Origin of the sequence: Leptospirillum ferrooxidans C2-3, from assembly GCF_000284315.1 — a bacterium.
Taxonomy (GTDB): Bacteria; Nitrospirota; Leptospirillia; order Leptospirillales; family Leptospirillaceae; genus Leptospirillum; species Leptospirillum ferrooxidans.
In genome coordinates this window covers 1,948,637-1,974,194 of the sequence record NC_017094.1, presented here as the reverse complement: position 1 = coordinate 1,974,194, position 25,558 = coordinate 1,948,637, and the positions used below count along the sequence as shown (strand labels likewise).

General features: G+C 52.1%; 19 protein-coding genes and 1 tRNA gene. 8 read left to right on the top strand and 12 right to left on the bottom strand.

The window, feature by feature from the left end; all coding sequences use genetic code 11:
- The first annotated feature begins 40 nt into the window (after nt 1-40).
- Nucleotides 41-116, top strand: a tRNA-Ala gene (locus LFE_RS09920).
- Between the two features lie 188 nt (nt 117-304).
- On the opposite strand, the gene LFE_RS14745 is transcribed toward LFE_RS09920, so the two are convergent.
- The 3 genes from LFE_RS14745 to LFE_RS09900 form a co-directional block, all read right to left on the bottom strand.
- On the bottom strand, nt 305-643 hold the full coding sequence (locus LFE_RS14745) for a tyrosine-type recombinase/integrase (RefSeq protein ID WP_158310266.1): 339 nt from the start codon (nt 641-643) through the stop codon (nt 305-307).
- Between the two features lie 396 nt (nt 644-1,039).
- Entirely contained in the window at nt 1,040-2,707 is a 1,668-nt protein-coding gene (locus LFE_RS09905) for an IS1634 family transposase (protein WP_014450087.1), read from the bottom strand.
- A 106-nt stretch (nt 2,708-2,813) separates the two neighbouring features.
- Nucleotides 2,814-3,047 carry a hypothetical protein gene (locus tag LFE_RS09900; protein WP_014450086.1) on the bottom strand — a complete coding sequence of 78 codons (234 nt, stop codon included), beginning with the start codon at nt 3,045-3,047 and terminating at the stop codon, nt 2,814-2,816.
- 453 nt (nt 3,048-3,500) lie between these two features.
- Between LFE_RS09900 and LFE_RS09895 the strand changes: the two genes are divergently transcribed.
- Nucleotides 3,501-4,994, top strand: coding sequence for an outer membrane protein assembly factor BamB family protein (locus tag LFE_RS09895; protein WP_014450085.1), 1,494 nt, complete (start codon nt 3,501-3,503; stop codon nt 4,992-4,994).
- Nucleotides 4,995-5,005: 11 nt separating this feature from the next.
- Here LFE_RS09895 and LFE_RS09890 read toward each other — a convergent pair whose 3' ends face one another.
- Entirely contained in the window at nt 5,006-6,196 is a 1,191-nt protein-coding gene (locus tag LFE_RS09890) for an MFS transporter (protein ID WP_014450084.1), read from the bottom strand.
- A gap of 197 nt (nt 6,197-6,393) precedes the next feature.
- Between LFE_RS09890 and LFE_RS09885 the strand changes: the two genes are divergently transcribed.
- The gene (locus tag LFE_RS09885; RefSeq protein ID WP_014450083.1) at nt 6,394-7,611 is read left to right on the top strand and encodes an MGDG synthase family glycosyltransferase; all 1,218 of its coding nucleotides are present in this window, start codon (nt 6,394-6,396) and stop codon (nt 7,609-7,611) included.
- Between the two features lie 18 nt (nt 7,612-7,629).
- Nucleotides 7,630-8,460, top strand: coding sequence for a UDP-2,3-diacylglucosamine diphosphatase (locus tag LFE_RS09880; RefSeq protein ID WP_014450082.1), 831 nt, complete (start codon nt 7,630-7,632; stop codon nt 8,458-8,460).
- An 88-nt stretch (nt 8,461-8,548) separates the two neighbouring features.
- Here LFE_RS09880 and LFE_RS09875 read toward each other — a convergent pair whose 3' ends face one another.
- Nucleotides 8,549-9,220 (bottom strand): hypothetical protein, encoded by a 672-nt coding sequence (locus LFE_RS09875; protein ID WP_014450081.1) that lies wholly within the window; start codon nt 9,218-9,220, stop codon nt 8,549-8,551.
- 390 nt (nt 9,221-9,610) lie between these two features.
- On the opposite strand from LFE_RS09875, the gene LFE_RS09870 reads away from it, so the two are divergent.
- Complete coding sequence (locus tag LFE_RS09870) at nt 9,611-10,555, top strand: sigma 54-interacting transcriptional regulator (protein ID WP_014450080.1); 945 nt, start codon at nt 9,611-9,613, stop codon at nt 10,553-10,555.
- Between the two features lie 167 nt (nt 10,556-10,722).
- Nucleotides 10,723-13,131: a phosphoenolpyruvate synthase gene (ppsA, locus tag LFE_RS09865; RefSeq protein ID WP_014450078.1), complete on the top strand. Its 2,409-nt coding sequence runs from the start codon at nt 10,723-10,725 to the stop codon at nt 13,129-13,131.
- A gap of 118 nt (nt 13,132-13,249) precedes the next feature.
- Here the strand turns inward: ppsA and der are convergent, their stop codons facing one another.
- Nucleotides 13,250-14,653 carry a ribosome biogenesis GTPase Der gene (gene der / locus LFE_RS09860; protein WP_014450077.1) on the bottom strand — a complete coding sequence of 468 codons (1,404 nt, stop codon included), beginning with the start codon at nt 14,651-14,653 and terminating at the stop codon, nt 13,250-13,252.
- Between the two features lie 142 nt (nt 14,654-14,795).
- Nucleotides 14,796-14,978 carry a hypothetical protein gene (locus tag LFE_RS13755; protein WP_014450076.1) on the bottom strand — a complete coding sequence of 61 codons (183 nt, stop codon included), beginning with the start codon at nt 14,976-14,978 and terminating at the stop codon, nt 14,796-14,798.
- A gap of 91 nt (nt 14,979-15,069) precedes the next feature.
- Here LFE_RS13755 and LFE_RS09850 point away from each other — a divergent pair, with 91 nt between their 5' ends.
- Nucleotides 15,070-16,437, top strand: a complete 1,368-nt coding sequence (locus LFE_RS09850; RefSeq protein ID WP_014450075.1) for a cytosine permease — start codon at nt 15,070-15,072, stop codon at nt 16,435-16,437.
- Between the two features lie 52 nt (nt 16,438-16,489).
- Entirely contained in the window at nt 16,490-17,893 is a 1,404-nt protein-coding gene (locus LFE_RS09845; RefSeq protein WP_014450074.1) for an NAD(P)/FAD-dependent oxidoreductase, read from the top strand.
- Here the strand turns inward: LFE_RS09845 and LFE_RS09840 are convergent.
- From LFE_RS09840 to LFE_RS09820, 5 genes are all read right to left on the bottom strand, one after another.
- Nucleotides 17,887-19,848: an amino acid permease gene (locus LFE_RS09840; RefSeq protein WP_014450073.1), complete on the bottom strand. Its 1,962-nt coding sequence runs from the start codon at nt 19,846-19,848 to the stop codon at nt 17,887-17,889. The genes LFE_RS09845 and LFE_RS09840 overlap by 7 nt on opposite strands.
- 210 nt (nt 19,849-20,058) lie before the next feature.
- Nucleotides 20,059-21,663: a hypothetical protein gene (locus LFE_RS09835; protein WP_041774339.1), complete on the bottom strand. Its 1,605-nt coding sequence runs from the start codon at nt 21,661-21,663 to the stop codon at nt 20,059-20,061.
- On the bottom strand, nt 21,653-22,207 hold the full coding sequence (locus LFE_RS09830; protein ID WP_014450070.1) for a hypothetical protein: 555 nt from the start codon (nt 22,205-22,207) through the stop codon (nt 21,653-21,655). Before LFE_RS09830 ends, LFE_RS09835 begins: the two co-directional genes overlap by 11 nt.
- A gap of 425 nt (nt 22,208-22,632) precedes the next feature.
- A complete protein-coding gene (locus LFE_RS09825) occupies nt 22,633-24,276 on the bottom strand; it encodes a hypothetical protein (protein WP_014450069.1) in 1,644 nt (547 codons plus the stop codon).
- A gap of 213 nt (nt 24,277-24,489) precedes the next feature.
- Nucleotides 24,490-25,557, bottom strand: a complete 1,068-nt coding sequence (locus tag LFE_RS09820; protein WP_041774337.1) for a hypothetical protein — start codon at nt 25,555-25,557, stop codon at nt 24,490-24,492.
- Nucleotide 25,558: the final 1 nt, after the last annotated feature.

Below are 25,558 nucleotides of genomic sequence, written 5' to 3'. Positions count from 1 at the left end.
CCCCGGGTTTGGGCATCTGCTATCCTGCATGAATGATTCCGGGGGGTTAGCTCAGTTGGGAGAGCGTCAGGATCGCACCCTGAAGGCCACGAGTTCGACTCTCGTACCCTCCACCAATGATATCAATGGCTTAGACGACTCCCTCCCGAACATCGGTTTTTGACTTGTCCCCTTTAATTACCCCTTTTGAAATTCGATTGATCGCTTCATTCAGATGCCCCCCCCGAGAGGTGGGAATACCGCATCGTCATGGTGAGGGTTTTATGACCCATAATCATCTGTACCGTCCGGATATCAACCTAGGCTATGACGAGAGGGGATGCACAGGTATGACGGAGGGTATGTCAGACGACCCCTTTGATTTCAGCCGATTCGAGAGCGGGAAAATAGATCCTCTTGTAAAAATTCTGTGCATCGATTGGGTGGTCTGGTTATGTGGAGGGAAGCACCACGGGCTCATGAGGGCCATCTCCACATGGATCGCCTTCAATATCTCAATGGCTTCATAGGAAAGAGGGACATGGCGCGTGTCCCCATGTTTGGAGCGCGGGATGGTCAAGACCTTGTTCTTCAGATCGATATTTGACCATTCGAGGGAGAATTGTTCCTCGCGTCGGAGACCTGAGGATGGCGAACCGGACAAGTCGAAAATGAGCGGGGAGAATCACTCCCTTAAGACGCATCTCTTCTCCTTCGGTCAGGAACCTGCGGAGGATTCGTTTTTCTCGGATCGGGAATAAGGCGATCAGGCTTCCAGCGTCTGAGGTCGAACGACTCATCGAAGCCGGAATGACCGAGGTTATTTCTGGCAGGGGTCTCTTGAAAAAAGAAAAGCCCTCGGGACGGGGGGCTTGGAGAAAATGTGATGTCTGATAATGCCACATTTTTCGACCCGCCGGTAATGCCTGACGGGACAATAGATTTTTCAGGTACATTGCTATTCTTGTTGTGTACTCCATACCATATAACCCACTTTCAGCACTTCTTGTTGAAGACGTGATCTATTTTAAGACCCGATGTCTTTTTAAAAGACATCGGGTCAGGGAACGCCGTAGATCGCTTTCACCTCCGGGGAGAAGAAGGAGATGATCTTTTTCTGCACCTCCTTCATCCAGATCGCCCCGGCGGGATCCCCTCTGGAGGGCATCCAGTTTATGCCCTCCACCAACTGGAAGATCCAGCGCATCGTGGGGCGACTGGTCGGCTTCTTCTTCTGATCCGGAACAGACCCCTTCAGGGTCTTGAGGGTTCGGCGCAGCTCCTCTTCGGCCAGGGAGTAGATCAAGAGGGCGATCCCCATGACCACCGTCAGGGCCATGATGCGCTTCTCGCTCTTAAGGAAGAACGCGTCCGCAAAGAAGAGCGGATCTTTGTAGAAGCGGAACCCCGGTTCAATCGAGGTTCCCTGGGACTTGTAGAGCGCGATCATCTCCGGGGCGGGCAGGGCCTTGTCATCCAGATGGTTTGAGGCAATGACAAAGAACCCTTTGCGATGGAGCTCCCGATCGATCCCTTCGGGATCCGGCTCAAAGGATCCCGAGATCCGGTACCCCTGAATCTCCGGTTTCGCGTCCTTTTTGGGACGTCCGGAACGGACATGGCCCGTTTCCTCGGACACGACGCATTCGGAGGCCCGGTGGTACCGGGCTTTTCCAAAGATCTCCTCCCAGGCGGTCCTGGCATCCTCCGAACAGGAGAAGACCGTCTGGGACAGAGCGCGCAGGGAGGCCTCTAGCGCTTTCTTTTCCCGGGACACCGCTCGAGACAGCGTCTTCTCCTCCCGCTCCCGGGACGTCTGGGAGTAGACCAGGATCCATCGCTGAGGAATGCCTCCGAAGGTGGTTCCCACCTCGCAGAATCGGATCCCCGGAAGATCCTCTCCTCCCGGACGGAAGGCCTCGAGAGGAACCTCCGACAGCAGGTGGCGGACTAGACCAACCGTCTCGGGTACCCGCGTGACCCACTGGATCTTGCCTGACAGCTCTCCGATCGTCTTCTTGGTGTAGAGGGCGCTGTCGGCTACGAAGAGCATGGGAGTCTCCGCTCCCTGGACCTGCTGCAGGAAGGACTGGATCGTCCGGGAGAAGCTGGTCTTGTCGACGGTGTTCCCATCCAGGGCTTCCACCCAGATCGGGATCCGGCTCTTGTGCAGGGTGATCATATTGAGCACGAACTGCTTCAGATCCGGACGGTGATCCTTCGAGAACCCATGGGTGATCCGAATCACGGCCGGTTCCCCCTCATCCTCCGCCTCTTCGTCCTCCCGGGCTTCGCTCTGCGGATACCGTCCGGAGAGCGTGAAAGAGGTCGAATCGAGGTGGAAGAAGGTGGTTCCTCTCTCCGACAACCCCACGGCGGAACTGGCCAGGTGCAGGAAGAGCGCGGAGAGCCCCGCTTCGTGCAGATCATCCAAAGCCCGGCCCAGGGTGAACTCGTTGAGGTCTTCTTCCGTCAGTCCCGAACGAATCAGCGTTCCCACCGGCTTCGTCTCGAAGTAGGCCGGAGTCAGATAGAGAGGACGACTGACGAAGCCTAGGCCGTTCAACACCAGGGCCAGGACCGCCTCTCCTGCTGTCACACCCCGCTGGGGAGCCGGCGGAATCATCCGGTCGATGATCTCCACCAGACGGATCTTCCGAGCCACACCCGAGACGATCCCCAGATGGTCGATCCGGCGAACCTGCGATAAGAGTCTATTTTCTTCCACCCATGCCTCCCGATTACACTCTGTCGAGAGGCATTAAATCGCACTCAGATATGAAAAATCAAGTAAAATTTCTCGTAAGAAAATATCGTTAAAGGAAAATCACTTACTAATCTCCAAAAACTTCACGAGAGAACTGCTGGATGTGGGCATCAAGATGGTTCAGGTCTGAGCTGTTTGTGCCGGCTGTTGCTTCAAGCTTTTGTGCCTGATCGCGAAAGTGTTCGGCACGACTTGCACGGTCTCCGCTAAGGGAGGCACAGGCGCCGAGAGACATGCTGATGAACAGGATTCCTGCCGAGATAGAAGTCTTCAATAATTTATTTTTGTTGAGATTTTCCATTTTGAACTCCATTTATTCAGGATTGATTAGAATGTGAGATGAAGCTCGTTTCATAAGAAAAATAAGATTATGCTTTTATTAACATATAAGTTATTTTTTATAGTATCTCATGTTTAGACAGGCACTGCAAATTATGAGCGTATCAAGGGTTGAAAAGAAGAGTTCTGATTGGTGTTATCGGTTGGCCTGTTTCAAAATGTCTCGGTGAAGCTAGCCAGCATTATCAGGTTTGATGAAAGATCCGATGAGCTTGATAGCGTTATGCCAGGGTTTTGGAATCCAAAACGATGAAAAAGAGAGAGGTGGAATTTTGTGAACCTTTTTCACGTTCCAAGATGATTGATGACTCCATTGTTTTTCAATGATTGCAGGATATCCTCTATTTCTGTCGTTCGGATCAAAGGTCAAGAACGGTTGTTATGGAATGTCCATCTTTTTAAATCGGAGTGTTTGATGAAAGAATTGAAAAAATTCCTAACATTGCAAGTAGCGGGAGCTTTTTTCCTTGCAGTCCTTTTGGTCCCGGCCACGACGGGAAAAGCAAGCGCTGAATCCGAACAATGGTCGGTGCCTGTGGCTCCAGGGGGGCCTTTTGATCGAGTCTACTATCCCCAGAATGCTCCTGTCGGTCCGGATACCCATTTTGGTCCCAGAAGTTGGACACAGATGAATCTGGGCCCAAAACACAACGCTGCCGTTGATATTTCCGAAAAATCCCCCGAATGGTTTCATCGGGGAGTTTTCTGGCGCTATGCCGAAGCACGTGCATGGCCCCTTTCCAGGAAAATAGCTTTTGGAGCCAAAACCTATGGTGAGGTTGAAGCAGGGGCAGTTCAGACACAGTTTTACGGGAACGCACTTGGAGTCAGCGAAGTCGACGGGGTTGTTTACGCAGAAAGCGATGACATGTTCGCTTATGCCCTCAATGCCCGGACCGGGCAACTGATCTGGAGAACGAGCCCGGTTGGAAACCACCTGATGGGCAATCCTCTGGTCAAGGGTCACTTTGTCTATCTCGCTTCGGGAGGTGTGGGTTTCAATTTTGCAAACGTTGTCCGGTTTTCCAAAAAAGGGCGAGCTGTTCGGGGTATGGATGTGAGCTATAACGGGATCTATGCCTTGGATCGGACAGATGGCCATTTGATCTGGCATCGAGGGTCCGTTGGTGAGGCGATGCCCACACCCGCCATTGATGGAAACGTTCTGTATTTTGCAACAGGCTCAGGGTCTGTTCATGCTCTGGACCGGAGAACCGGACGACCTCTTTGGACAACTCACCTCAAAGGGAACGACAATATGTCGAGTCCGGCGATCGATCATGGGCAACTTTTTTTGGCCATGGCGACTCCACCGAGGCTCTATAGCCTTTCAGCCAAAACCGGGAAGCTCCTCTGGAGCCGGACGATCAAGGGAGCGGCCAATACTGGAATGGGCGATGTCAGCCCTGCCGTCGGCAATGGGATTGTCATCATGGACACCGTCACCAATCCGGCGATGATTCATGGAAAGCCCACACTCGATCCTGTGGTTGAGGCATTTGATGCCAAAACGGGAAAGTCGCTATGGGTCCGTTCCCTCGGTCGTGGTCCCAAGCCGCCTGCTTTTAAGGGAGGTGTTCCGATGATCCATGAAAACACGGTTTATGTGGGCTCTCCGGTGAACGGAGCTTATGAGGCACTGGATCTTGCGACCGGGAAGCTTCTCTGGAGATGGAGCCGGATCAAGGCTGCCCGGGGTGCTCCGACATTTTATAAAAACAGACTGTTTATTTCGGGGGAAGATATCCTTTACATGCTTGATCCCCGTACGGGAAAAGAAACGGGCTCAGTGAAAATCGGTGGTCGCATGGGGATTGTCAGTCCGACCATTGTCGGGGGAACAGCCTATCTGGCGAATACCTGGGACTGGATTGTCGCTGTGCCTGTCGGAAAATTTGTCAATCCATAAAAGACAGTGTTTTAGTGTGAAACGGCCTCTTTTCGAGCAAAAAACAGATAGAAAAAGAGGAAGAGAGGGGGAAGCAGCGAGGGCCAGATGTCCCTTGCTGCAAATCCCGAAAACCCCCACTTGGAAATCATCGCTCCGGCGGTAAAGCTTCCCAATACTCCCCCCAGAACAACCGCAAGATCGATATAGCCGACAAACTGGTTGAACATCTGATTCTCTCCAACCCTTTCCCGTGCCCAGATCAGACTTGTCATGGCAAACAGTCCAGCGCCCCATCCGTCGAGAATGGCAATTGCGAGAATGGCCCATGGGGAGTGGGCGTTGGCCAATGCCAAAAGTCTCAGTGGCTGGGCCAGAAACCCGGCCAGGATCACTTTGGTGATGGGAAGTCTTGAAAGCCATCTGGCATAAACCAAAGACATGATGACCATGGTCAGCTCGGCAAGTGCCGAGACCAATGGGATAAAACTGCTGTTTTTTGTGATTCCCCTGAGAAACAGTTCTGTAAAAGGAAGAAGGGGGGCATTGACAAAATGAAAGGAGAAAAAGGCCAGCAGCATCCATATCTCGGCTTTGCCAGGGAAAAGGATCCGGGGAGATTGGGTTTTGGGGGAGATCCTGTCCGGTGCTGGCGTATGGGTTGATACGATCCAAATATTCAGGAGAAGGGTCAAAACTCCAACGGCTTCAAGGGCCGAAGAGATGGAAAAAAAATAAAGGGCCACTCCCGCAAAAAGACCTACTATGCCCAGAATGAAATGCTGTACAAGAACGAAGGAGTTCAATGCCTTTCGTGTGGCGGGTGCGGCATCCTTTCGATCAAATAATGCCAATGAAAGAGGAAGATAGGGAAGTCGCCCAACCCATAAAAGAAGGGCAAGTACAACGCCGTAAAAGGCATCATGAACAGATGTAAAGGCGATGAGAAGAAGAGGGAGGGGGAGCAGAAAAAGAAGGAGCAAAAATCGGGATGGGGAAGCAATCCGGTCAAGGACATATCCGAGGGGAACCCTGAAAATCAGGGGAAGGAGGTTCCCGAACCCAAGGACAAGTCCAATGCTTGAGTCCTGAAGTCCATTTCCCTGGAGGATGATGCTGATGAATGGCCATACAAACTCTCCCATCAATCCGTTGGCAAAAAGCGGAATCCAGACAATTCCCGGCCATATTTTGGGAGCGATTTCTTTTTTTGAAAATTCCATAAAAATTTTACTCCTTTAATTGTCTAATTTTTATGATCATGCCATAAAAATTGACAATGAAATGCCTTCCCCTTTTTGTAAGAAGTGCTGGACGTTTTTTTCTAATGTCCGATTTTGTTTTTTAATCGTTTCTTGAGCCTCCTGTTACCCTGTAGGGGTAGGTTTATGATCAGGGATGGGTCAGTGTTGGTGTTCCCGTGGAAAAGGAGGTCTGTCTGGCAAAAATCCTGGTATTATATGCCTCTATCGGAAGTGGCCATAAAAAGGCGGCCGAAGCGATTGTGACCTCTCTTCGATCCGAAGGGGGAGTCGAGGATGTTTTTGGGATCGATGTATTGTCCCTGATGAATCCACTGTACCGGAATCTGGTTCCCCGGGGCTATATCTGGCTGGCCAAGTATTTTCCTTCGCTCCTTGGGTTTTTATACCGTATTTCGGATCAACCCTTTTCTCTTCTTCCTCCTGTCTTTTTTCTCCGATCGTTGCTTTCGCGGGCATTCTCTTCCGGATTTTCAAAATTCATCAGAGACGCATCTCCCGATATCATTCTATGTACCCACTTTCTTCCCATGGAGCTTTTGACTCAGGATCTGATGAATGAGCTCTCTCCCCTTCTGTTTGTTTCGGTAACGGATATCATTCCCCACGCTTTTTGGGTTGCACCTGGGGTTGATCGGTATTTTGTCGCTTCCCGGGAATCGCTCAACAGACTGAACGAGTTGGGCGTTCAAGGTGAGAAGGTCTGTGTGTCGGGGATCCCCGTTCACCCCATGTTCCATGGAGAGGCTACGGACAGGATCTTGGATCGATATCCGGAGAATCTATTGAATCTCCTTGTGGTGGGCGGTGGGGCGGGGGTTGCTCCCATTGAAAAACTTCTAGTGGAATTGTCCAAAAGCCTGTATCCCGTCTCTGTCACGGTTGTGACCGGTAGCAACCGTGCCCTTTTTCGACGGCTCTTTTTAAAGAGAGGGGATTTCCCATTTCCTATTGTTGTCAGGGGGTATACGAAAAAGATGAGCCAGTTTATGGAAAAGGCAGATCTTGTCGCGACCAAGCCAGGCGGACTGACTACGGCTGAATGCCTTGCCATGGGTAGGCCAATGCTTCTTTTTGCTCCGATTCCTGGCCAGGAGGAAGACAATAGGGATGTTCTCGAAGCATGGGGAGTTGCCAGATCCCTTTCGAATCTTCATGAAGCCTCATCTCTTTTGGAGTCTTTGATAATGGATCGGAAAATCTTCTTTTCCCTGCAGGAAAGGGCAAAGGAGCGCGGGCGTTCGGACGCCTCCAGTATTGTTTGCCAGGAAGTTCTTTGCTCCCTTCATAAAAAAACCAGGAGAAAAGAAGATGGGAGGTCTCTCTCTGGAAAGATTTCCAAATTTGGACGAATGGCATTTTCAAAATGGTTCTGACTGTATCGGGAGGATCTGATGGCGCGATATCGATCAATCTGGATCTCTGATATTCACTTGGGGACGAAGGGGTGCCAGGCCAACAAACTGCTGGACTTCCTTCGATGCACGGATTCGGAGTACCTGTACCTTGTTGGGGACATTATTGATTTTTGGAGTCTCAGGCGAAGCTGGTTCTGGCCAGAAACACACAATACTGTTATTCAGAAGATCCTGCGAAAATCCCGTTCAGGAACAAAGGTCTTTTATATTCAGGGGAACCATGATCCCATGGCGGACTGGATGGTCTCGATACTGAACTCTGGACATGCTGGTTTTGGTCCCATCAGCCTCTCCAGGGAAGCCGTCCATGTTGCCGCGGACGGGAAGATCTTTCTGGTGCTGCACGGGGACCAGTTTGATTCCTGCATGCAATATGCGCCATGGCTTGCCAAACTGGGAGATCGGGGGTACTCCCTTCTTTTGGGGGCGAATCGAATCCTTTTTCGCATTGTTCGATTGTTGGGGATCCATTCCAGATGGTCTTTGGCCGGGTATGTCAAACGGTCGATGAAAACAGCCGTTTCCTTTATCAGCGACTTTGAGGAAATTGTTGCAAGGTCTGTGAGGAAAAACGAGGCTCATGGAGTGATCTGCGGACACATCCATCATGCAAGCATCCGTCAGATTGACGGGATTTCTTACATGAATGACGGAGACTGGATGGAGAGCTGCTCAGCTCTTTGCGAGCATGAAGACGGACGATTCGAGATTCTCAGATGGGATGAGATGGTTCTGGCAGAGAACTTTGAACATATTGATGATATTTATCAGGAAGAGTGTTCAGAAACGGAAGTTTCCAGATTGTGACCGGATCTCTTGCCAGAAAGGGATTCGGGAGGGGATGTCCGGCGGTTTTCATGTTGATGCCGCCGGAACTCCATGTGGGGGGGGACTTCTAGGCGGGCTGCCTGACATTGAAGGCAGTGCTTGGCAGGCGTGTCGGCTGGATTTGTCCAGCCGGGCGGGACGATTTCCCTGCGGTCAGTATAGGTTCTATACGGATCTTCAGCGCTTCCATTCGCTCTATCCGGCTGAGTTTCTTGGCAGGTGAGGAGATCTCGATCCGATCTTCATCCCCGGATGGGGCGATCTGTCGAAGCTTGTCACCGGAGATGCTGACACACTCCCCCGGGGAGAGCTTTGTCACATCGGGCGAGAGCTGTTTTTCCATGATGACCATAACGCCCTGTTCAGGATGATAGACGACCGATGGGTCCACCACGACATCAACCATTTTCCCTTCCGAGGAGTGAATGCATCCGGGGTGATTGGCCAGTCCGTCCTGGGAAGATCGTATCTCCATGTTTGTGATGCCGGATTTTCCGGTTTTCATCTCAATAATCACTCCGGTAATATTTTCAGGGCTGTTTTTGGACAGGGCATATTCCGTGTGGCCCGCGGCACGCTGTTCCGCCGCTTCCGCGGACTGTGCGTTATTTCCTTCCCAGAGGATGGAAAGAAAGACCGCACCGGCAAGGATCGTCCTGAAAAATCCTGTATCTGAAGCATATTGGCCAAAACTGGCTTGATTGGATTGTCTCTTCATATTTGATCTGTCGTTTTTCATCTCAGCCTCGTTTGTCCTGATGGTTCATAAGGAGCAGACTCCAAGTCATCGTTTCATCTCATGTAAAGCAACATCCATGCCATTTTTTTAATAGGATATTTTTTAAGGACTTACCTTTTTTAATGATACTCGATAGTTACATTAATGTAAACATGTCAACAAATCGAGGATCCATCGATATAGATGAAAAATTATTCAATCGATAGAGTCAGATCCCTTCCAAGGAAAGAATGATGTCGGATCGTTCCATTTTCTGATATTGCACGGAGACAAAGTCTCAAGCCACCTTTTGCCGTCTTTTTTCTTCTGTGAGGACAGAATAAGATCCGGCAAATCGTTCCCCCAATTGGGACTCTTGTTTGTTTTGGATAATCAGGAAAAGGAAAAGAAGTGAATGTCGAAAGTGGTTTTCTGAGAATGTTCTTAAAGACCAGATCTCCGGTTTTTTCCCGAGTTATTGAGCAGATGCGTCTTCTGGCTCCGCATGACATACCGGTCGTGGTTGAGGGAGAGACGGGAACAGGAAAGGAGCTTTTTGTTCAGTGCCTTCATGAGCTTTCTCCCAGGAATCGCGGGAATCTGGTTCCCGTGAATATGGGAGGAATCCCCCAGGGGCTTTTTGAAGAAATTTTTTTTGGCCATGTCCGTGGAGCCTTTACGGGCGCTGATATGGCCAAGGAAGGCCTGTTTGCGGCCGCCAATGGCGGAACCCTTTTCCTCGACGAGTTTAATGCAATGCTTCCCGAGCATCAGCCAAAACTTCTTCGTGTTCTTGAAACGTCAACCTATCTTTCTGTGGGTGGTCTTGAAACGAAGAAGACATCCGCCAGAGTTGTTGTTGCGAGCAATGATTCCCTGAGTGATTTGAAGGAGGCCGGGGATTTGAGGGAGGATCTGTTTTTTCGGCTTTCGACGTTCAGGGTGATCCTTCCTCCATTGAGAGAGCGCCGGGAGGATATTGTTCCCCTGTTTCAATATTTTCTGGCTCAATATTCCGATCGGTTCAAAAAGTCTCCCCCTTCTTATTCCAGAACTCTCCTTGACCGTATTGAGTCCCATGAATGGAAAGGGAATATTCGTGAGCTTTCCAGAAAAACCGAGCGTGCAGCCCTTTTTTGTGGCGCTGGACCTATTGAATGGCACCATTTTGGTGTCTCGGCAGAGGAAGAGGATGTTTTTCCGCTTTTTGGCGTTGCGCTTGAAGGGTTTGAGCGGGGGTACATTCAGGATGCGATCAGGAAGTCCGGTGGCAATGTCCGGTTGGGAAGCGAGTTGACTGGTCTTTCAAGTACCACTTACAAGCGGAAAGTTCGACAGCATTCCCCGGGGAAGTAGCTTTGTTTCGGCTGGTATGGAGCCATCAAAATGCTGCGAATAACATGGCGGCTTCCTTGATTATTTTGGCAAAATTCCCTATCTTTGAGAGTGTGTGTGCAGGATTTTTGGTGAACTCGTACGAAGGGCCGGGGTGATTTTTTTGCTCGGCAAGGGAGATATGGCGCATGAAATACATTAAGTTTTTTAATGAGATAAGACTGACAGATCTTCCATCGGTTGGTGGCAAAAATGCCTCTTTGGGAGAAGCCTATCAGGAACTGGTGCCCGCAGGCGTCAAGGTTCCGAACGGGTTTGCCATTACGGCAGATGCCTACTGGCATATTCTGGAAGCTGCCGGAATCCTTGCCAAGCTCAAGGAGACACTGACCGGACTTGACCGGGACAATATGGATGATCTCGCCCGCCGTGGAAAGAAGGCCCGCGATCTGATCCTTGGAGCCGTCATTCCCGAAGACCTTTGGTCGGAGATTGTTCTCGCCTATGAAAAGCTGGCCAAGGAATATGGGGAAAATCCCGATGTCGCGGTTCGAAGCTCGGCGACAGCGGAGGATCTTCCCACCGCTTCCTTTGCCGGACAGCAGGATACCTACCTGAATATCCGGGGTCTTCAGCAGCTTCGGGAAGCTTGTCTCAAGTGTTTTGCCTCCCTTTTTACCGACAGGGCGATTTCTTATCGCGTGGACAAGGGCTTTACCCATTTTGATGTGGGCCTTTCCATTTGTGTGATGAAAATGGTTCGTTCAGACAAGGCTTCATCCGGCGTCATGTTTTCCATCGATACCGAGACAGGTTTCCGGGATGTTGTCTTTATCACAGGGGCCTACGGACTCGGTGAGAATGTTGTCCAGGGAAATGTGGATCCCGATGAGTTTTATGTTTTCAAGGAAACCTTCAAGCAGGGGAAAAAGGCAATCATTCGGAAGAACCTTGGCCAGAAGCAGTTCCGCATGGTTTATTCCGAAGGTGTTACGAAGGATACGGTTCATAACGAGAGGGTTTCGGGAGAGGATGCCCGAAAATTCTGTCTGACGAACGAAGAGATCCTGGTCCTTGCCGACTATGCGGTCAAGGTTGAGGATCACTACTCTAAGCATGCTGGCGAACATCGTCCGATGGATATGGAATGGGCGAAGGACGGTGTGTCAGGTGAGATATTTCTTGTCCAGGCAAGACCTGAGACAGTTGAGTCCCAGAAGAAAAAAGGAGATTACCTCGAGGCCTTCACCCTTGATGAGAAGAGCAAGGTGCTGGTTCGAGGAAAGTCCGTTGGACAGCGCATCGCTGCCGGCAAGGTTCATGTCATCCGCGATCTTGCCCAGATCAGGGATTTCAAGCCTGGAGAGGTTTTGGTTGCAGAAACGACGACTCCGGACTGGGAGCCGGTCATGAAAACGGCTGCGGCCATCATTACCAACCGCGGTGGCAGGACTTGCCATGCCGCAATCGTTAGCCGGGAGCTTGGCATCCCCGCTGTTGTCGGTGCAGAGGGGGCGACCGATCATCTGGAAAGTGGCCAGGAGGTCACTGTCTCTTGCGCCCAGGGTGATACGGGAATGGTTCTCGAGGGGATATTGAAGTTTCATGTCGACAGGACAAAGCTCGATAATCTGGAGCGCCCGAAAACGAAGATCATGATGAATCTTGGTGATCCGGACCAGGCTTTCGGACATTCCTTTATTCCGAATGATGGTGTCGGTCTCGCCAGAATGGAATTTATCGTCAACGGTTTCATCAAGATTCACCCCATGGCTCTGGTCCATCCTGAAAAGGTTACGGATCAGAAGGTGATCGCCCAAATTGACAGTCTGACTCTCGGATATCCTGACAAGAAAGAATATTTTGTAGAAAAGCTGGCGTTTGGAATCGGAACCATTGGCGCAGCATTTTATCCGAAACCGGTCACTGTCCGGATGAGCGATTTCAAGTCGAATGAATATGCAAGCCTGATTGGGGGAACCTACTTTGAGCCTCATGAAGAAAATCCGATGCTGGGTTTTCGTGGCGCTTCACGCTATGTGAGCCCGCGCTATCGTGAAGGTTTTGCACTCGAATGCCAGGCCATCAAAAGGGTTCGAAATGAAATGGGACTTACCAATGTCCGGATCATGATCCCGTTTTGCCGTACCGTCAAGGAAGCCGAGGGGGTCATTGAAGTTCTTCGGGAAAATGGCCTTGTACGGGGAGAAAATGGTCTCGAGGTTTATGTCATGTGCGAAATCCCCAATAACATCATTCAGATCGATGCTTTTGCAAAGCATTTTGACGGATTCTCCATCGGATCGAATGATCTGACTCAGTTGACGCTGGGTGTGGACCGGGATTCTGAAATCCTGGCAGAGTCCTTTGACGAGAGGGATCCTGGTGTTTTGGAGCTGATTCGCCTCGCTGTTGAGGGAACCAAACGGAACAAGGTCCACTCCGGAATCTGCGGACAGGCACCAAGTGATTATCCTGAGGTAGCGGAAGCCCTGGTTCGCATGGGAATTGAGTCGATGTCACTCAATCCGGACACTGTGATCAAAACGACCCTCAAGATTCTTGAAGTTGAAAAATCCATGCGCGAGAAAAAATAGGCAACTATTGATTGTGATAGGGCCATGATGGGAAAGGGGCCACCTCCGAATGGGGGTGGCCCCTTTTTGATTGGAAACCTTATGGACTGTCAGGACGGGTTTTTCAGAGTTTTGTCTGTCAATTTTCTTCGTCGCGTCCCTCATTTTTGGATTGGACCCGGATGGAGAATGGGACACCGGTAAACGGATAGGTTTCCCGGATTTTTCGCGAGATGAACTGGCGATATTGCATGGAGATCCCTTCCGGCCGGTTTGCAAACATGACAAAGACTGAAGGGGCCACCTGAATCTGGGTCGTGTAGAAAACCCTGACAGGGTAGTTTTTCAGTCTTGGAGGGGGTGTCATCGCCATCAATGGACCAATAATCGCATTCAGTTTGGCGGTGGGAATCCGCTCATAGTACCACTTCCGGACCAGGTCAATTTGGGTAAAAAGCTTTTGGATATGAAGTCCTGTCAGCCCGGAGCAGGAAGACATGGGTGCAAATGCGAGAAAAGGGTATTTTTCCCGAATCTCCGCAAATCCCTTGGCTTTTCCTTCCGTTTGCCCACCTTTCAGGAGATCCCACTTGTTCCATGCGAGGATCAGCCCGCGGCGCTTGTCGATGACCTCCCTGATGATCCTGAGATCTCCATCCGTGAGCCCGTCTTCCGCAGACAGGAGTACGATCGATATTTCGGAGTTGATGATGGCCTGTTCGGTCCTGATCTGGGCATAAAGCTCCGATGCTTCTGCAACCTTGCCCCTTTTTCTGAGTCCTGCGGTATCGATCAGGTGATAATCCTTTTCTCCCCAGTGGACAAGCGTGTCGATTGCATCTCTGGTTGTTCCGGGGATAGGGCTGGTGACGAGTCGCTCCGAACCCAGGATGCGGTTGACCAGTGTGGATTTTCCAACATTTGGTCGCCCGACGATTGCAACTCTGGCAGGAGCCAGCTGCCGTCTGGCGATCCATTTTCTGGCATCTTCTCCCTCTTCTTCCGTGAAGCGGATGGGAACATCGAGGGTTTCTTCCGCTTCTTCCGTCATGAGGGGGATGAAAGGGGTCAGGACTTCATTGATGTTGCGTCCATGGGCTGCAGAGATCCCGATGAGCGGGGAGACTCCATGCTGGTAAAAATCCATCAGCCTGGCTTCTGCGTTGACTCCGTCGATTTTGTTCACGACAAAAACCGCAGGTTTCCCGCTGGCTCTTACAAAATCGATGACATCCTGATCGATGGGGTTGTAGCCTTCAATGCCGTCCATTGTGTAGATCAGGGCATCGGCTTCTTCCAGCGCGAAAAGGGCCTGTTTCTGGATAGCTGCACCAAGGGGATGGTCATCGCGAAAGACGATTCCACCAGTGTCAACAAGGCGAAAGTGATATCGGCCGTGTGTGCCTCGTCCGTAATGACGGTCGCGGGTCACTCCGGGACGGTCTTCGACAATGGCTTCCCGGTTTCCCAGAAGTCGGTTGAACAGAGTGGACTTTCCGACATTGGGGCGTCCCAATATCGCTATGAGCGGTGGCAGGGCCAACGAAACCTCCTAAACAGGTGGGCATGGATATTCACAGCGGCCAAAAGGAAAAACGAGAATTCCCTCTTTGATCATGGCTGTGCCGGGAGTTCTGGATCCGGGTTTTATCCACAAGATGGAAAAAGAATCCTTCCCGGAAGGATCAATCCTTTTTGAAAAGGCGAGGTTTTTCGGTATATACGGGAGGAGGCTCTTTTCGAATGAATCGCTGGTAGATCCATTGGAAAAAAATAACAAGAATTCCCCCGGCCATGACGACCAGAAGGCCGTAGACCAGAAAGACACTCATATGGGAGAGGCGATTGTATTCTTCTTGTCCTGACATGGGTCCTTTCCTTCGCACTGATTCTCCCTTAAACTATCACTGTGGCTACTAGATTGCAATCAAAAGAGAGACTGACGGCAGGAGGATCATCTTGACACTCCCGCCATCCAAAGGCTCCTCTGGGCTGTCTGACGGGTCCGCTCCGGAGGGCCGTTTGGGATTTATGGACAATTTCTGGAACTGGTTTGGGGATTCGGCCAACGCATCGAGCTGGTACTTTGGTGGTCTTCTGGCTCTTTCCGGGCTACCGTTCCTTCTGGGGAACGTGTTTCTCCTGACCCCCCTCATCATTCTTCCCTGGGCGGCGCTAGCCTATATCTCAAGAAAAACCGGGGCATCGACGGTCATGCTTGCACGTCCGGTACTGGGGGTTGAAGGCTCCCGGATGTTCATGGGCCCCATGGAAACGATTGTCCAGCTGGGATGGACCACCGTGACGACCTATATGGGGGCAACATCCATTCTCGCCCTTTTGGGTCTGCATGGATTTTGGGCCACAGTCTCGAGCCTTCTTTTCATTTCCTTTCTTCAGGGGGTGGTCGTGGCCTTTGGCCTTCCGGCCATTCGTCTCCTCAAGTGGATTTCCTCGATTGGCCTCCTTTTTTTCGCGGGTTGGGAATCATGGGTTGTTTTAGAAAAATGGGGATTGGCCCACTGGCCCCATTTTCCCCCTCCATCCTCAGCACTTTCTGTCTCCACCTTGATTGATATCAGTTTCATCAATATCTGGACTTGGCTTCAGGTAGGGGACTTTGCACGCCATGCGACATCCCGGAAAGCCGCCACCATGGGAGCTTTCTGGGGGCTCTGGACAGGTCAGACATGGTTTGTTGGGGTCGGTGCGATATCGATGCTCTCGCTTGCGATCGCAAAGGGACATTTTGATATGGCCGATTCGGATCCGAGCAAGATGCTTTCAGGAATGGGTCTCGGTTTTGTGGCTCTTCTGGTGATTCTCCTGTCATCGATCAGTGTGAGTTCATCCAATCTTTATGGCGCGGGAATGGGTCTCTCTTCTCTTTTCCCTGGTCGGAATCCGGACAATCCGGGAAGGGCGCTTCGCGCTGTTTCCATCCTTCAGGGTCTCACAGCCCTTCTTCCGCTTCTTTTTTCCTCATTTATCGATTACTTCACGACTTTTTTGACGACAATCGGAGGTATATTCATTCCTCTTTGGTCGATTGTCCTGACCGATTATTTTTTTTGCCGGAAAGGTCAGCTCTCACGGGAGGACTTCTCCCGTGTGGATGAGGGTTCTTCTCTCTGGGGGGGGAAGGGTGGAGTCAATCCAGGAGGTTTTTTTGCTCTTGGGACAGGGGTCGCCTTCTTTTATGGGGCCCGTCATTTATGGCCAGGTGTGGGTTCCTTTGCAGGTTTTGTTCTTCCCACAATTCTTTTGTCATCGTTCTGTTATGTCCTGATTGTTCGAATGAGGGGAATGGTGGTCTGCAAACGATGAAACGATTGGTCCGTATAACGGATTGATGCGACTAACTTTTTTGGAGAAGAAAATGAGCGAGAATTTGGAAAAAACGACATCGAATGGAGCTGGAGATGCGATGCTTCAAAATGTCGGAGTCAAAAAAGAGCCCGATCCTGCTGTGCAGCCACACCGGATCCTTGTTCTGGGTTCAGGTTTCGGGGGGTTGTATACAGCCGTTTATCTGGATCGCTACCTGAAGGGGCTTCCGGATGTCCGGATCACCGTGATCGACAAGCACAATTTTTTTCTCTTTACCCCGATGTTGCATGCGGCGGCCACAGGTGGACTTGAACCGCGTTATATTGCCCATTCCATTCGGAAAATCTTTCGAAAGACACGGATTCACGCTCATATCGGTGAGGTCTTGTCGATCGATCTTGAGAAAAAGACTGTTTCGACCCAGCATCGGACGATGGCGTATGACGATCTGGTGATTTCTTTAGGTTCCCGGACCAATTTCATGAATCTTGAGGATCGTCTGGAAGGTGTTTTTACCCTCAAATCCCTGAAGGATGCCGCGGTGATCAATAACCATGTGATCCGGATGTTCGAAAAAGCTTACTGGGAGGACGATCCGGAAATCCGGAAGTCTTACCTGACCTTTGTGGTGGTGGGGGGAGGTCCGACTGGAGTCGAGCTTGCCGGAGAGCTCCATGAATATGCGACCCGCGAGCTTCTTCGGGACTTTGGCCGCAGGATCGACAAGAGCGAGATCCGGGTCATCCTTGTCGAGGCTACATCCAGAATCCTTCCAATGCTTCCTCCCAATCTCTCCCTGGAGGCGCTGGAACGCCTCCGTTCGATCGGGATCGATGTCCTTCTCGAGACAAGGCTTGAAGGGTATCAAAATCAGAAGGTGCAGCTGGTGGGGGGAGATGAAATTCCTTCAACGACGCTTGTCTGGGCTGCGGGGGTCAAGACGAATCCGCTGGTTGCCGCGCTGGATCTGGAGAAGGACGGGATTGGACGAATCAAGGTCAACGGAACACTTGAGTCGACCAAAAAGCCTCATGTCTGGGTGGTGGGGGACAATGCCCATTCCATGAATCCCCACTCCGGGATGCCGTATCCTCCGACGGCACAGACAGCTGTCAGACAAGCGAAAGTGTGCGCCCACAACATTGTTGCGAGGCTGAGAAAACGTCCGGAAAAACTGTTTTCCCATGAACATGTGGGAGGGTTTGTTTCGATCGGAGACAATTATGCATTGCTCTCGGCAAAGCAGCTGACTCTGACAGGCATGGTCGGATGGTTCTTGTGGAATCTTGTCTACATCCACAAACTCCCCATTATCCGTTACCGGCTTTTATCGACCTTCAGCCTGTTCCTGAAGGTGTTTTTCGAGCGTGCAACAACAGAGATCGACCTGACCCCGGACCCGGTGGAAAACCCGAGCCCGGAATATCAGCGTGCCCTTCAGGAGGATTACTGAGAAGCGGCCTCCTCCGATGGAGGGGAGGATTTGGTTTCGGATACGATGAAGGGGGATTCGCCCCGGAGCCTGGCTTTCGGTGTCGGGCTCCTTCCGGATCCGTCGAACAACCGGAATGTCCAAAGGGAAACGGTGTTCGATGACCGGTCGACGGCGTTGACCACCGCCCGGACCATGGCGGAGTTTGTGTCGTTGATGACAAGCGTATCCACCTTGAGCTTCTTGATGTGGAAATTCAGAACGGGGCCAACCGCCCGGCCCTTTGCCAGAACGGTATCCATGATGACATCCTCTTCGAGCCCGATGGCCTGACAGAGGTCCAGCGTGTGTTTTGCGACCGCTTCTTCCTGTTGCATGTTCGCGGTCATGGGAAGGGTCAACGGAACCTCTATCACGGTAATCACCACGACCTGGGCCCTGTCAGCCCGGGCAACCTTGCAGACATCCCTCAGGATGGGGGAAGGTCTTGTGGGGCTTGTGGCCACCATGAACACCTTGTGAGGAGGTTGTGGTTCCGGTCGGTCGGGGAGGTTTGTGATCTTGACCCTCTCCATGACCGGAAAGGCTTCATGCCGTCGGAACCAGAGATAGTAGGTAATGCCCGCCGCCATCCAGATTGTTCCGAACACCCTGCCATATTTATGGAACAACAGGACCATGACAAAGACGCTTCCTGTGCCGAATAGACCGAAAAGGGTGGGGAGGGGGACCTCCCATCCCCTGAAGCGGATGGAGAACGGCACCCTGAAAGGTCTTTCGAGTTCCGGCTCTTTCTTCCTCAGCATGATCAGTGCGGCATGGGTCATGGTAAAGGAGAGCATGGCACCATAGTTGTAAAGGTCCGCGAGGATGTCGAGAAACGGAAAGAAGGCCACGATCATGGCGGCGACGACACCGAATGTGACGAGGGAAAAGGCCGGGGTTTTCCATCGGTCGGTCGTGCGGTGGAAGATCGGGTGGATCAGGAAATTGTTGGACATGGAGTAGGCGAGCCGGGACACCCCGATCAGACCGGCATTCGCTGCGACGGTCAGGATCGTCGCTCCAAGAAGCGCAACCCAGGGTCCCAGGATGCTATTGACGTGAGGAATGAAGTGGGCGATGCCGGCAATAGGATCGTTGACATAGGTTGTGGACAGGATCTTGGGGGACATGGCGGAAAGGGCGACCATGGAGATGCCGGCATAGAAAAAGACGGTGGTGAACATCGTCATGAACATTGCCCTGGGGACAGATTTTCCCGGATCCCTGGCTTCGGCGGCCATCTGGCTGATGGCCTCGATCCCGGTATAGGCGACCATGGCGATGGAGATTCCATAAAGAAAATGCGGCCAGGTGGGGGTTTGCCCCATGGTGAACTGGTTCCAGATCTTGTTGAAGTTGAAGAGAAAGAAGACGCCGAGTCCCATCAGGGATAACTGGGTCAGGATGTCGAATCCCGTCAGCATGAGGGAAAACCAGGAGGACTCCTTCAGTCCGAAGATATTGATGGCGACAAGCATCGCGATCAACAGGGCGGTGAAGGTGACATTGACCTGCGGGTTGTCCTTGAAGATCGGAAAGAAGTAGGACAGATAGGGACCAACGGAAAACGCACTGATCGCAAGGGTCAGTATGTAGTCCAGAAGGAGCGCCCATCCGGCGAAAAAAGCCCATCCGTCACCAAAGGCCCTTTGCGCGAAGAGAGAGGATCCTCCCGCTTCCGGAATGGCGCTTGAAAGCTCCGCGTAACTTAAAACCGTAGCGACAAAAAAGAGACCTGCAACCAGAATGGCAAGAAAGGAGGCTCCCTGGGCATAGACGGTTGTGATTCCGAGGGCATAGTAGATGGAGGATCCCACATCGCCATAACCGGTTGAGTACAGGGCACCGATGCCGACGACTCGTCTCAGGACCGATTCCTGGAATCTTGCGACGGTGGTTCGGGTATTGTGATAGATCTGGAACAACGCCATGAAGACCCCTTCATCTTTGTCTGGGAGGACGGTTGTTATGCGGGGGACCATCCGCTTAAGCCGTGTGCCCAATCATGTGATGCGATACCTGTCCGGATCGTTGGCCCAAAGGATGCGCTTGTGATCAGCGTCTTTTGGGAGTTTCCCAATGATCCTAGCGTTTGCAACCCGGAAATTCAAGGAAAAAACGAATTTTGAGCAAGTCTTGACTCAATTGGCGATGATCATGCTGTAGGGAATGGTCCTTTGATTGTTCAGGGCGTCGTAGACCGTGATGTTGTAGGTGAATGTCACCGCCTTGCAGGGGCTGTTGACCGGTGCGAACACATAAAAGGAGACATTGGAGGTCGTCCGGTTCACAACCGTCGAGTAGGCCGATATCGCCTGGGAGACCGGCGCGGTCTCCTGCACTTGTATTCTGCTTGGCCCCGATCCGGTGTCGACCATCTGTCCGGTGACCTGGACCGAATAGTTTGTACTGCCGCAGATGTCGTAGCTGGTCGCCGAGATCGGGGAGAGGTTCTGAAGCGTCGGGGCGGTATTGTCGATCGAGAGGGAGATGGTCTGGGTGGAGACGGTTCCCGCAAGATTTTCGGCGGAGAAAACGGTGGTCAATGGGCCGTCCGGGATTCCGAGAATGTCGACGCCTGTCTGGATCGAGGTCGATCCGGGAGGGTTCACCGGAAGGGGGAGTGTCGTCGATGTGACGCTAAAAAGTCCGATTCCCAGGGCATCGGAAGCTGTGGCGACAAGGGGCAGGGTATTGTTGTAGTAGGCGTTGTTGACGGGAGAGGAGACGGTGATCAGGGGAGACCCCGGATCGGGAAGGGTGGGAAGGGGGTTCCCCGGAAACAGGCTCGAGGAGTCAAGGGCAAGGGCATTCACCGATCCGCTAACATCAATGGGGGCCAGTCCGGATTGGTTCCGGTCTCCCCACAAAAACTCCAGGGTTGAATCGGCGATGTCTTTTCGGAGGGTATCGGCTGTCAGCGTGTAGGTATAGTAGGTCAGGGGATTGGGATCTCCCGGCTTCAGTCCGTCGAGAACGCCATCGGAAATGTCCGAATTCAGGACAGACAGGAGACCAAGGGTGTTTGATGTTCCTGGAGAAAGGTGATCGTTGACTCCGATGGCCATGGCCATCTGGGAAAATCCGGCGAGGATCAGTCCATAGATGGCGGGATATCCCATCGACTCGGGTCCAGCTGTCGGATCTGTGACCGGTGTGGTGGTCGGATCAAATCCCAACAGTCCGCTCCAGAGCCCCAGGGCATTCTGGAAGGAGGCCAGAGGAGCCGCTCCCCTGTTGATCATTCCCTGCGCCTGGTTAGCCATCAGGGTGGTCATGATCGTGATCGTGACCGGCGAGGAGAGAAGAGTTTTTCCTGTGACGATCGTTGAAAGGGAGTCGAGAGATGACAGTGAGATGGAGTATCCGGAGGCAAAATCGATGCTGCTCCCGCCGGTGAGGGTCAGCTGGTAGAGTGCGGCAGAATCGATGGGCGTCGTCTGGATGCTGAATCTGCCGGATGTATCGGTGGTCGCCGATCCCAGAACGGCCGCTCCCGGTGGAAAAGTGGAAAGAACCACCTCTCCCTGGTCAATGAATCCGTCCACGGCCGTTCCGCTTACGGTTGCCGTCTGGGTGGGGGCCGATGTCAGCGCTCCCGCCTGTCCATTGCTCGAGAGGTCAAGGTTCGAAGCCTTGCAGGAGGCCATCAGAAGGGAGGCAGACAAAATGACCATCGGGAAAAGATGCAAGCGGAAGGAAAAACGTCCTGGTGTGTTCTTGAAACGAGTCTGATCAGAATGCATATGCGAGCCCCAGGGATAATCGGTAAGCGTTTAAGGCGGAAGAGCTGTTTCCGGCCAGTCCTCCTCCTTTGACAAAGATCCATCGGTTGTCGATGTCGAGACCGAAGTGGTGGTTGAGCCAGATAACCGCGCCAAGTCCGATATCGAAGACCGGCAGGTCGGCATGGGCGGAGATGGGAGAGGAGAGAGAGAAGGCACCGATTCCCCCGCCCATGAGGGTATAAAGGCTCAGTTTCGACAAGGGGTTGATCCAGTAGAAAAGACTTCCTGTCAGTGTGGTCTCTGAAAGGCTGCAGTTGCCGCAGTTGTTGGGGTCCCAGAATCCCTCGATTTCCAGTCCGAAGTTGGGGACCGCAAAGAAGCGAAGATCTGCTCCAAAACCGAGTGTTTCGTTTTCCCATCCGGACTCGGGAACAATCATGATGCTGTCAGCGGCCAAAGCGGGATGAGCGTCCAAAAGACATAGACAAAACAGCATCATTCCCCAAAAGATGATGGCGAATCGCTTCCGGCGATAATGTGCGAGGGTGGATCGATCCTCCAAGAGGCTGTCTCCTTTATGTTCTGGACAGAAATCGCCCAGGATTCTTGAGTGCATTTGTTCTGCAAAAGCCAGATGACCGATGGCCATTTGCATCCGTTCCGGGACGGACGCATCTATGAGCAATTGTTGTGCTAGTTTTTAAGCTGTTTTTGAATATGTGAAAAATAAAAATCTGCACGACGAAAGGATCCGATTGGATCAATAAAATGGAGACTATCCAAACAGTGAAAAATAAAATCCTTTTTTATGAATGTGTTGCGAAAAGGAAGCCCCGGATTTTTTAAACTGAATGAGAATGCTTATCGGTATCGTTTCAGGAGAGGGAAGAGAATAAGGGATCCAAAATGAGTAGAGAGAGTCCGGAAGACAGGAATCGGGGGGGAGAAAGGGTGCCAGTTGGCACCCTTTCGAGAGAGGAAAGTCGGTCAGTGATCGTTTTGGGGCAGAGGGATGATATTCCCCGAGAAATAGATCGATCCTGCGGTATCGCCGGAAACACAGGATGATGTCAGGGTACAGCTTGAAGGAGTTTGTGCGTAGGTTGTCACAAAGGCCTCATCGGCGCCCAGAACATAAAACATGGTGTTGGTTGAGGATCTTCCGATGGTGATGGCCCCTGACGTGATGAACGGGTCATTTGTCTGTGGGTTGAGGGTTGCAGCGATCGCCGATGGGGTATTGCTGTGGTTGTATTCATCATGATTTTCCCCCTCACCCTGGCTATTGGAAATATTGGTCAGGCTGAGAGTGCTGCTGTTTGCGGTCAGGCAGACGGGAAAGACAGGAACGGACTGCGATGAAGGAATGGTGACACGGAGCTTGAATCCGCCATTTTGGCAGGTGATATTTTCCTGCCCGTCGATCGGGGCGAAAGAGCTCCATTGTGGGGAGTCCGTTCCGCTATAGAGAACGGCGTTGATGTTTGAAAGCGTATCGTTCGATCCATTGTTGTCGGACCCTCCTCCCTGAAACTCAAAAGCCTGTGTGGGCGCGGTGTGCCATGTGGCGGGGAGAAGCTTGAGGGTTCCCTTCAGTGTGTATGTTGTGGCGCCCTCCGTCAGGATGAGTGTGAGAACCTGTCCGCTCAGAGCCGATCCGCTTGAAATGGAAAGGGAGTTTGTTGAGTTCGGCGGGTTGGAAACGGTTCCGTCGGCGGCCACGGCCAGAGAGATGGTGAAGGCTGTGATCGAAGGTGTTTGTGGTGTTGGTGTTTGACTGGAGTCGGAAAGACCGGTTCCTTCGATCAGCCCCTGGAGAGAATAGGTTCCCGCAGGAATATTCAGGGACGAAACAGGGGTGTCCCCTCCGGTCAGCTCGGCGTCCCAGTCTCCTGATGCTGTGAGCATGTTCATATAGCTGGTGAGGGAGGTACAGGTGATGGCACCGGATACCTGTAGGTAATCGGTAGTGTTTGAAGGTGGATTCTGGGCGACGAGGCTGTTGACGAAGCTTAAGGTATTCTCTCCAGACGGAAGAGCTGTTCCTCCATCGACCTGGCACATGATTTCGCTTGCAAGTTCGATAAGCTGCGTCTGGTCCGCGGTCAGTGTCGCCTGATATCCGCTGATCTGATAGTTCTGTCCTCCGTTTGAGGCCAGCGCCACGGCGGCGGTGGTGACCTGGCTCACCGCGAGATCCGGATCATTGCCCTCTCCGAGATCCGACCCTGCGGCGGCGAGAGCTTGCCCCTGACCAAGATAGGCGGTCAGCAGGATGTCGGGATTTTCCTGTCCATAGACGGCTCCTCCTTGCGAGCTTGCGTAAATGGGGGCGCTGGTTTCGGGGATGGGAATCCCCGACAGGCTGTATTTTCCGTATTGGTCCGCGGTTGTCGTTCCCAGGGTCACAGCGCCGGCCTGTCCCATCGGGGCATTTTGGGTTATGGTGATCGTCGCACCGGTAACGGGAGCATCGATCACGGCTCCGTTCAGACTGGTCGCGGAAACCGAGGCGCCGGAGCCACCCCCTCCTTCGCTGCAGGATGCGAGTGAGGCAAGGATCAGGAAAAATGGAATCGATGTTTTGACGGTGTTGACAAAAAAAGCGGAAAAATCTCTGGAATTGTCCATGGGGTTTCCTTTAAAAAATGTTTTTATTTTGCAATGCGTTGCTCACCTGTCAGAGAAATTTCGACAGGGCATATCATTGTCTTGAAAGTTTCTTGTGGGGTCAATCAATGTGGAATGGATGTGACGGAAATCACGTTGTTGAAGGCGATGTTCGATGAGTCGATTTTGGAGTGACGGGGAAGAGATCAATGCATGGAAAGTCAGGTGAAGATCTTAATAGGCCACGCAGGATGTAATCGGAGAGATCTGGGCACCGCTGGGGTTTGAGGAAAGAGACCAGATCTGTTGGGGCGATCCGATCGATCCGGATGTCGATACCGAGGCGGAATAGACCGATCCGTTTGATGTGGGGGTATAGAGCGTCTGTCCGAGAGGATCGAGGCAGGGATTGGAAAACGGGACATTTCCGTAGGAAACATTCGACGCGTATTGTGAAGTTGACGTCAAGGGGGTGACTCCGGAGACGTTGTAGACGCTGCTGTTGTTCGATGCCGTCACGAGCGTGTAGAAATAGGATGTTTCGTTATCGAAGATCGCGGAAGAGGCCGGTGGTGTCAGGGCGGAGAGTGTTGTCGGAGGTGTTGAAGGTGGACTTCCTTCTGTCCAGGAAAGAACCTCGGGTGTCGTGGGCACAACGGAAGAGGAGGATGTTGACAGGGTCAGGAAGATCTGGCACGGATTTCCGAGCTGGAGACATTCGACGGCGACGGATGTGGGGTAGGGAGAAGTAATCGTTGTCGGTGTGCATGTGTATCCGGAAGCCAGATCGATGATGTAAAGCATTCCGTTTGCCCTACTTGTGGCCAACAGGTATTTCCCGTCAGGGGTGACCGAAAGGGATCTGATGGAAGAGACGGAGCAAGCGGAAGAAGGGGTTATCGTCTGTCCCGTGGAGGAGGGAATCCCTCCTGTCATGGCATAGGCGGAGAGGGTCGAGCCGTTGGTGGTCACAAGCATCTCCCCGTTGATCGGGAAGGAGGCGTTTTCAACAGCGACCATGGCGTAGATCTCTCCGGAAATGATCGGGGTGGTCGAGGTCAGGGTGCTAGATCCGTTACTGGAAAAAGAGATGTTGAAGAGCCCCTGTGTTGTGCCGAGGAGGATTCCGTGGCCGGTCGCCTGTGAGACATCGGGACCTCCACCGCAAGCTGACAGAAGGATCAGAAGGGCGAAAGAGAGGAACAGCTTTATTTTCGGGAAAATGGACACCACCGGCGTCCACCTTCCTGCAGGCCGTTCTGGGGAGATATTGTTTCCGGATGTTGTTTTGGAAGCGATCATA